The 7,852-nt window shown below is 61.5% G+C and carries 11 protein-coding genes and 1 pseudogene; 6 read left to right on the top strand and 6 right to left on the bottom strand.

Annotated elements, in window-relative coordinates; translation table 11 throughout:
• Positions 1-224, bottom strand: a 224-nt coding sequence (locus tag AC1DGP_RS34445; protein WP_476833219.1) for a hypothetical protein, incomplete at its 3' end; no start/stop codon positions are given.
• Between the two features lie 237 nt (positions 225-461).
• Here AC1DGP_RS34445 and AC1DGP_RS34440 point away from each other — a divergent pair.
• Entirely contained in the window at positions 462-893 is a 432-nt protein-coding gene (locus AC1DGP_RS34440; protein WP_476833218.1) for a transposase, read from the top strand.
• Between the two features lie 26 nt (positions 894-919).
• Here AC1DGP_RS34440 and AC1DGP_RS34435 read toward each other — a convergent pair.
• The 3 genes and pseudogenes from AC1DGP_RS34435 to AC1DGP_RS34425 all read right to left on the bottom strand — a co-directional run bounded on the left by AC1DGP_RS34435 (position 920) and on the right by AC1DGP_RS34425 (position 1,968).
• Positions 920-1,487, bottom strand: a pseudogene (locus tag AC1DGP_RS34435) (ATP-binding protein).
• 146 nt (positions 1,488-1,633) lie between these two features.
• Positions 1,634-1,813 carry a Mu transposase domain-containing protein gene (locus AC1DGP_RS34430; protein ID WP_476769844.1) on the bottom strand — a complete coding sequence of 60 codons (180 nt, stop codon included), beginning with the start codon at positions 1,811-1,813 and terminating at the stop codon, positions 1,634-1,636.
• Positions 1,804-1,968, bottom strand: coding sequence for a hypothetical protein (locus AC1DGP_RS34425; protein ID WP_476769845.1), 165 nt, complete (start codon positions 1,966-1,968; stop codon positions 1,804-1,806). The genes AC1DGP_RS34430 and AC1DGP_RS34425 overlap by 10 nt, the downstream gene beginning before the upstream one ends.
• Positions 1,969-2,143: 175 nt before the next feature.
• On the opposite strand from AC1DGP_RS34425, the gene AC1DGP_RS34420 reads away from it, so the two are divergent.
• The 4 genes from AC1DGP_RS34420 to AC1DGP_RS34405 all read left to right on the top strand — a co-directional run bounded on the left by AC1DGP_RS34420 (position 2,144) and on the right by AC1DGP_RS34405 (position 6,116).
• Positions 2,144-3,169 carry a class I SAM-dependent methyltransferase gene (locus tag AC1DGP_RS34420; protein WP_476833217.1) on the top strand — a complete coding sequence of 342 codons (1,026 nt, stop codon included), beginning with the start codon at positions 2,144-2,146 and terminating at the stop codon, positions 3,167-3,169.
• A 57-nt stretch (positions 3,170-3,226) separates the two neighbouring features.
• On the top strand, positions 3,227-3,655 hold the full coding sequence (locus AC1DGP_RS34415; protein ID WP_476833216.1) for a hypothetical protein: 429 nt from the start codon (positions 3,227-3,229) through the stop codon (positions 3,653-3,655).
• 303 nt (positions 3,656-3,958) lie between these two features.
• Positions 3,959-5,734: a PHA/PHB synthase family protein gene (locus AC1DGP_RS34410; RefSeq protein WP_476769848.1), complete on the top strand. Its 1,776-nt coding sequence runs from the start codon at positions 3,959-3,961 to the stop codon at positions 5,732-5,734.
• On the top strand, positions 5,709-6,116 hold the full coding sequence (locus AC1DGP_RS34405; RefSeq protein WP_476833221.1) for a DDE-type integrase/transposase/recombinase: 408 nt from the start codon (positions 5,709-5,711) through the stop codon (positions 6,114-6,116). The genes AC1DGP_RS34410 and AC1DGP_RS34405 overlap by 26 nt, the downstream gene beginning before the upstream one ends.
• A gap of 539 nt (positions 6,117-6,655) precedes the next feature.
• Here AC1DGP_RS34405 and AC1DGP_RS34400 read toward each other — a convergent pair.
• The gene (locus AC1DGP_RS34400; RefSeq protein ID WP_441508957.1) at positions 6,656-6,952 is read right to left on the bottom strand and encodes a hypothetical protein; all 297 of its coding nucleotides are present in this window, start codon (positions 6,950-6,952) and stop codon (positions 6,656-6,658) included.
• 353 nt (positions 6,953-7,305) lie between these two features.
• Between AC1DGP_RS34400 and AC1DGP_RS34395 the strand changes: the two genes are divergently transcribed.
• Positions 7,306-7,515, top strand: coding sequence for a hypothetical protein (locus AC1DGP_RS34395; RefSeq protein WP_476769850.1), 210 nt, complete (start codon positions 7,306-7,308; stop codon positions 7,513-7,515).
• Between the two features lie 163 nt (positions 7,516-7,678).
• On the opposite strand, the gene AC1DGP_RS34390 is transcribed toward AC1DGP_RS34395, so the two are convergent.
• Positions 7,679-7,852 (bottom strand): transposase (locus AC1DGP_RS34390; protein WP_476833220.1); only part of this gene is annotated, 174 nt, incomplete at its 5' end.

Raw genomic sequence — 7,852 nt, 5'->3', positions numbered from 1 at the left:
GTCAGCAGCCGCGGGAAGATTCCGTCCGCAGCGCCAGCCTGGCTCTGACCTGGAAGGAGATGATTGTTACTGCCATCGACCGTTCTAAGGCCGATTGGCAGCAAGGATGCATCTTGACCGATAATATCGACAAGACTTTCACCCGCAACATTACGCTCAGCAACCTTGATCTGCTCAAGAATCTTGTTCAGATCGGCGAGATTGACAACAAAGCTCGAAGCCATGATGGACCCCAAATTGCAAAACGCGGATTAATATTAGGGGCACATTAACTCCACCAACGTATAGGTGGTTAGAGGACAAGGTCACGGTATTTTCGGGACCAGCGCGTGCCTTTGGGGGGCCGCTGGTCTGTGCCCATTGGGGCCGAAACCTCCGACCTTGGTCTGAGGGCGTGGCAGCGAAACCTGCGACCATGGTCCGGTTCGTTCGGCTCTCTCGGTGCCGCAACCAGGCGGGCGATGACGCTGTCAGGCGTCGGTTCCATCGCACCATTGACGTTCAAGGCCGCCGTCTACGATCCGACACGGCTCCGGCGGTCAAAAACAGTGGCGGCCCACTTCGTGCTCACGCCGCACCACGACCAGTCAGGCGAGCGCGACAACCCGGGGCGGACATCGAAAGCCGGCGATGCCGAGGTGCGCTCGGCGCTGTTCCTGGCCGCGAACACGATCATGAACGGTCGAGGACAATCGTCGCCACTGCGCAAGTTCGGCGCGCGGCTTTCCCGGCTGAAGGGCCGCAGGCGCGTGATCGTCGCGGTGGCCCGCAAGCTCTCGCGGGCGTGCTGCACTAGAGGTGGACCGCCGGCCCCATGTTACTCGAGCCGGCTGACCGCGCGAGAAATTCGATGCTGTCCACCGCCATCCGAAACTGACCCCATTCCGTCATAAAGAACTGACCCCCAAGCCGTTTCCTCTCAGGAGGTTGCGGGTTGATGCGTCGCAGCAGCCTTTTGCAAAAGGCCGCTGCGACGCTTTTCACGGAGCCGATAGCTGTCTCCGCGGATGGTGATGACGTGGCTGTGGTGCAGGAGCCGATCGAGGATAGCTGTCGCACGATCGGATCGCCGAAGACCGAGCCCCATTCTCTGACGGCCCGGTTGGAGGTTACCGGCATCGCGCCCAGCTTAACGACGGCTGACCAGCTGGAAGAACAGATGCGCGGCGTCGAGCTCGAACGGCAGATAGCCACGTTCAACGACGATCAGTGGCTTCGGCTTGGCGTAGTGGCTGAGCCTCTCCTCGAGGCGCCCCTCGGCATAGGCCTTGGCTAGTTGCGCGACCAACGTCGTCGCCGGCGTGAAGCGAGTAGCCTGTGACGATGGCTTCGCGTCCGAGCGCGACCGCCAGATGGGTCTTGGCCACGCCCGGCGGGCCCCGAAGCAGGACCGCCTCGCCATTGGCGATGAATCGTCCCGTAGCGATCTCGCGGATCTGCGCCTTGTCGAGCGAGAAGTGTGCCCCGAAGTCGAAGTCCGGTGAGATCGCGCACGTAGGGAAAGCGCGCGAGCCCGAAGGACATGTCGATCCGGCGCTGATCGCAGCGCACGACCTCCCGCTCGCAAAACAGCGTCAGCGCCTCCCGGATCGTTGAGTTCGCGGCGGCCGGCCTCGTCGATCCGGAAGTGATCTTAGCGGAGCGAGACGAGCCACTCGGCCGTTCCGACTAAGGCGGCCAGATGAGCATCGTCGACGATCCGGCCATGACGCCCCTTTAACTCGGCATGGTTGACCACCTCCCGCCCGCCATGATGGATGCGCACGATCTCATCGCCGGCCGTGACCCGGACCCGCTGGCCGATCAGCGCCACGGCACCGAATAGGTGTTGGCGTCGATCGCCACCGCACATTCGGCGACCGCCTTGATCATCCTTCGCATGAACGAAGCCAGCAGCGATTGCGCCAGGACGGCGTCTCGGTGCCACGGGAGAATGTTCACTCGGACGGCCTGGAAATGCCGGGTCATCCTCCATTCGGAGGATGTCGAGCCTTTGCCTCGCGCCTACCAGAGACAGTCTTGGCTCGCTTGGGCGCAGCTGACCTTTGAAACCGAAGCCCCGGGCAAATGGAGCCCTCGCATAGCGTGCGACCTGGATGCCGACCGTGGGCGTCGCGGCCTCCAAACTCTCGCAGGCGTCTCGATGACCGTCTGGCCGAATGAGGCGGGAGCTCGAGCTCAGCGGCGACCAGGCCTCGATGGGTACGCACGATGCCGGTTCGGTCGTCCCGCTCGCTGTGTTGTCGGTAGGGTTCCAATTGATCCCCACGCCTGGAAAGGGTGGCATGGCCCCGAGCGCATCTGCTGGCGAGAGGCAATCGGCGATTCAGCCTGGGAGATTGCAATGCCGGTCGTTCAAATGCGTCCACACACTGACGATGTCTGCGATCACACGACGGCGGCCGAGGTCGATCGCCTCAAATCCGCCTATGCGAAATATGCGGACAGGGATCGCGTAAACCCGGAGAAGGAGAAACGCCCCGGACGCCTGCGCATGGTGCGCGATCGCGATATCGCCCTGTACCGGTTGCTTGATCGCGAAACGACCCCTCCCCTCAAGCGCTATCGGGTCCTGGATCTGGGCTGCGGGACAGGGGATCTGATCCACCAGTTGCAGCGCTACGGCTTTCCCAACGACCGTCTGTTCGGGGTCGACCTGCTCCCGGAAAGCCTCGCAACCGCCAAACGGAAATGCCCGGACGTATCGTTCACGGAAGCGAATGCCGAGCACGTGCCGTTTCCCGACCAGCGTTTCGATTTCATCCTGGTTTTCACGGTGTTCTCCTCGATCTTGAGCCCCGGCATGGCCAGTAACGTAGCGCGCGAGATCACCCGCGTCCTGACGCCGGACGGAGTGATCATCTGGTATGACCTGCGCTATCCCAATCCCTGGAACCGCAATGTCAGGGCCATGACACGGCGCCGCATCCAGGACCTGTTTCCTGATTTCGAGATTGAGCTGACCTCGAAAACGCTGCTTCCTCCCATCGCCTGCCGGCTCGGCACACTCACAGACCCGCTCTATCCGACGCTGGCCCTCGTCCCCGCCTTTCGTTCCCACTATTTCGGCATGCTACGCAGTGCGTCCTCAGGCGTGATAGAATATGGAAGCACCGAGCCCTCGCCATCGCGCGAAAACAGCAAGCCGCCTTTCGGGCCGATGCCTTAATGTGAGAGCACCGGATAACCGCGTGCTGTAGGCTCCTCCGCGACAGCGGATCCTGGCTTGCACCTCGGTGGTGATCCGATCGATCGACAGATTGCGGCTTGGGGCATCGATGCTGCTGATGCGGCTCATGGGGAGCCCGCGTGCGCTGACCATGTCCGAAATCAGATCGACATGGTCCACATGGTCCAGGCTGCCTTGCAGATCGATTTCGAAGTAGCGTTGAAGCGGACCGATCTTCTGCCAGCGATCCCGAAGGCGCACCTCCAGGAGGGGGCGTGGCGCCTCGAAGCGGATGAGCAGGTCCGGTTTCGGCACGATGTCGAGCGCGCGTGCGACAGGGTCGCGGTCGGTTATGCCGCTGAGCAGGATGAGCGAGGCCACCGCCTGGACCATACCCTGATCGAAGATCGTGATCGCATCGGAGGCTTGTCCCGCAGTCCATTGGTGATGGAGCAGGGCCAGGTGCCAATAAAGACGAACGAATAGCTCCCGGATCACTGGCGCATTGAAGGCGGCGCAATGAGTGGCATCAGCGCTGCGTCGATTCGCCGATCTCCGACGAGCCCGCCGCCACCGAGGCGAGATTGCCGCGGACTCCTCTGAGCTTGGGAGCCCGCGGGCCTCTGATGAAACGTCCCTGTATTTTCGCCCCGATATTGCGCCACCCTGCCGCCCAAGTAACTCGAGGAGGCCGACTAGGAATTCTTGATGAACTGAATTCGGGGCCGCGCTCGATCGGGCACTTTCTGCCACTCTGTTCGCACTGAGGCAGAAGCTTCCGAGCGCAGCATGGCTGTGGACAAGGGGAACGGGATGGACCAGTCGAGAATGGCCGACCAAACCGCCGAATTCGTCGGGCTGATGCAGCGCGCGCTGGATCTTTCGCTGTGGAGCCACGCCAAGGCGGTCGCACAAGCTGCCGGGCAGGATTACTCAGTGGTCGATGCCAAGACGGTAGCCAACGCCTACACCCAGGTGGCGCTGCAACTCCTGAAAGATCCCTGGGCGCTGGCCGAATTCCAGATAAACTTGTGGAGGGACGCCTCAAGCGCCTGGCTCGAAGCTTGGTCCGGCCCGGGCGAGGACAGCAGTGACCGACGCTTCCGCGACGGTCGCTGGAGTTCGGAACCGTTCAGCCGAGGGTTGCGCGACGTCCACCTGGCAATCGAACGGGCGGCTGAGAAGTTTCTCGGGTCGCTGCCCCATGACGGCAAGAACAACCTGCGCGTCCGCTTCTATACCCGGCAATTGCTCAGCGCTCTCTCGCCCAGCAACTACTTGGCGTTGAACCCGGCGGCGCGTGACCGTTTCTTGGAAACTGAAGGACGCAGCTTGCTAGATGGATTCCGCAACCTGCTGGACGATCTGGAACGCGGAGAGGGGAGGCTCGACATCGCCACCCACGACCCCAAAGCCTTCCACGTCGGCTGCGATCTGGCGTCGACACCCGGCCAGGTGATCTGGCAAAACGAACTGATGCAGCTCATCCATTACGAGCCGCTGACGGAGATGCAGCATAAGCGCCCGCTGCTCTTCGTGCCGCCCTGGATCAACAAATACTACATATTCGACATGAAGCCGGACAGCAGCATGGTCCGTTACATGCTGGCGCAGGGCCACAGTGTCTTCCTGATCTCGTGGGTGAATCCCACGAGTGCGCACGCCCATCTGAGCTTCGAGGATTACATGCGCCTCGGCCCACTCGCGGCGCTGGACGTGATGGGTAAGGCGACCGGCGAAATAAAGTTCGACATCCTCGGCTTCTGCATCGGCGGGATCCTGGTGGCGGCCACAATGGCTTGGATGGCGGCGCGCAGCGACAAGCGTGTCGCGACAGCGACGATCCTGGCCACGATGGTCGATTTCACTGATGTGGGCGAGATTGGCGTCTTCATCGACCGCGACCGCCTTCAGGTTCTGCGCGAGCACATGGCTGAGAATGGTTACCTGGAAAACCATCACTTGCAGGACATGTTCTCGATGGTTCGCGAGAACGACCTGATCTGGTCTTTCCATGTGATGAACTATTTAATGGGCCGCAAGCCGCCCGCGTTCGATCTACTGTTCTGGAACAGCGACAGTACTCGGCTGCCCGCCGCGATGCTGCTGTGGTACCTGGAAAAGATGTATATCGAGAACGGCTTGCGAAAGCCCGGCCATTTGACCATGGACGGTACGCCCATCGACCTCGGTAAGAGCGACGTTCCCTTCTACGTGCTTGCCACCAAGGAAGACCACATCGCGGTCTGGACCTCGATCTATCCAACCACGCAGCTTCTGGGCGGCGAGACGACCTTCGTGCTGGGGGGCTCAGGCCATATCGCGGGGGTAATCAATCCGCCGGGCAATCGGTCAAAGTATGGCTACTGGACACGGAGCGACTATCCCGAAAGCCCGCAGGAGTGGCTGGCTGGCGCCGAAAAACACGAGGGGTCGTGGTGGCCTCACTGGTTGGCCTGGATGGAGGCCCATCGTGGCGCCGAGGAGGTTCCCGCCTACCGGCCCGGTACCGGCGGGCTGAAACCGATCGAACCGGCACCTGGAAGCTACGTTCGGGCAGGCTGACCGGCTCCTCCATGTCGCGATCGACGATGCCTCGCGGCTGGCTTTCGTCGAAGTTCTGCCAAGCCTCGACCGGGACGACGCGACGGCCTTCCTCGAACGCGCGCTCGCCTGGTTCGGCCGTCTCGGCGCCACGGTCGAACGGGTGATGACCGATAACGGCTCGGCCTATCGCTCGAAGCTCTTCGCAGCCGCGCTCGCAAAGGCCGGCGCCCGCCATCTCCGCACCCGGCCCTACACCCCGCGAACCAACGGCAAGGCCGAGCGCTTCATCCAGACCAGCCTGCGCGAATGGGCCTATGCAAGACCCTATCAGAGCTCGGCAGAGCGCCAGGCCGCCATCGGACCATGGGCCGACAACTACAACCTCTCCCGCCCTCACTGAGCCCTCGGCGGAAAGTCGCCATGGACAAGACTGAACAACCTTCTTGGAAACGACAGCTAGCTGTCCGAAGGTTCGAAAGGCGGCGCGCTCGGCCCGGAATGTCATCTGCGTTGGGGCAAATGCTGGGATACGGAACATCGCATCGGATTTTAAAATGTAATTTCAAATACTTGCAGATCACGTTCGGCGGATCATCCCTCCGCCCTTTGATCCAATCTGGCCGAATTAGTTCCGGGCGCCAACTTGAGCCTTCCTCGCCCAGCCGTGAAGCCAGATACCCTAATCCGTGGGCTCGCACACACCATGGCGTGCGGCTCTTCGCTTCGCGCTTTCGCGCTCATAGCTAGGGACTGACTATGGCCCCATACGCGGCGTGGACTTCAGCCCCGCCACCGCTAGCGCTGAAGCAAGTTCAACGCCCCCACCTGGACGCATCGGCGTCAAGTTTTCCGGGTAAGTATTGGATTACAGCGGACTGAGACCTCTGGACAATCGCAAGCCAGGTCAGTCGGACCAGACTGCGCAACTGATTGCTTTGGTCAATTTGCGCTTTCCGAGTATCCGGGGGAGTTCTGCGCATCAGCTCCAGCTATTAATTGGTTGAGGGAATCACGAAGATTCCGGAGGCTCTCCGTTGGAAGAACGATACGAGCACGAACCACCGCGACCTGCTCCATGGCAGGCGTAGACTGGAACAGTGCGGCGGCATCTAGCTGGACATGGGTGAATGTTAAGGTTGTGAGCCCACCGGCACAGGAGCAGTTGTAGGGACCGACTGCGAGGATCTCGGCCACGTTGTTGGGGTCAATGACTTTAAAGATCGGATTGATCTCCATACCGATGCCTCTATCGATTGTATTGATGTGACGATATCCACAGCAGGCGGCGCAGGCGACTCATGTGCTGGTTTAGGTCTCGAGACCGATATCCAGTATGTCGGATCGAGCGGCGATGTCGCCTGGAATCTATGCACCTCGTGGGCCGGCAGAGGCGGTGATGTCGCCAGCTATTTCCGCACGGTGCGCACCCGCTGAGGTGTGGGAGACACCGGCCAGTTGCCGGTCGATACGCCCCGTTAGGACAGGAACTTCGGAGCGAGGGGTCTCCGGAGTAGCAAGTCCTCCGCGGCGCTCGATGCTCCGCTAACGAAATTGCTGGTAGGCGCTCGCCGAGAGTGGACCGAAGGCGGATGCTGACGCGCGATGAAATCTGGATTTTGCAATTGTTTCGGCCAGACACCGGCCGCGTCGATTTGCGGCCGAGCAAGTCGCGCGACGAACTGATTCGCAAGGGTCTGATCGAATGGGCGCCCGCGCCAGCGTGGGCGGGCTTTAGCACCTACGCTCTAACTGAGCGCGGGCGGGCGGTCGTGGGCGTGCTGCCGAGGGCGCCGGATTGATCAGTTGCGAGGATACGAGGGAAGCAACCGAGTTGAAGGGCTCGACCGAATCAGCTTTCGGACCGAGATCGAAAGGCCAGGATCGACCGATTGTGTTGAAGAAGTCGGCGCTGGGTAGACTATCGATTGAGGCTGGGTGGCTTTGTGAGAGAGGCCTTCACCCTCATGCCGCCAGTGGCGGCGCTCCTACCGGCATCAGCTTCGCCATTTTCCTGAGGTTCTGGGCAGTGGCTGCGAGGAGGAACTCATCGCGGGCACCGCATGGTCCTCGCAGTCTCAAGCGGTCGAGTTTGAGGATGCGCTTCAGGTGCGCGAACAGCATCTCGACCTTCTTCCG

The organism is Allobosea sp. 05T433, assembly GCF_056396065.1.
Note: the sequence above shows the minus strand (reverse complement) of the source record. Positions and strands in the feature narration are given on the sequence as shown.

Coding starts and splice junctions, on each gene's coding strand:
- AC1DGP_RS34440 (WP_476833218.1), top strand. CDS start 462: ATGACGCTGTCAGGCGTCGGTTCCATCGCACCATTGACGTTCAAGGCC.
- AC1DGP_RS34410 (WP_476769848.1), top strand. CDS start 3,959: ATGGCTGTGGACAAGGGGAACGGGATGGACCAGTCGAGAATGGCCGAC.
- AC1DGP_RS34400 (WP_441508957.1), bottom strand. CDS start 6,952: ATGGAGATCAATCCGATCTTTAAAGTCATTGACCCCAACAACGTGGCC.
- AC1DGP_RS34395 (WP_476769850.1), top strand. CDS start 7,306: ATGCTGACGCGCGATGAAATCTGGATTTTGCAATTGTTTCGGCCAGAC.
- AC1DGP_RS34420 (WP_476833217.1), top strand. CDS start 2,144: ATGACCGTCTGGCCGAATGAGGCGGGAGCTCGAGCTCAGCGGCGACCA.
- AC1DGP_RS34425 (WP_476769845.1), bottom strand. CDS start 1,968: ATGACCCGGCATTTCCAGGCCGTCCGAGTGAACATTCTCCCGTGGCAC.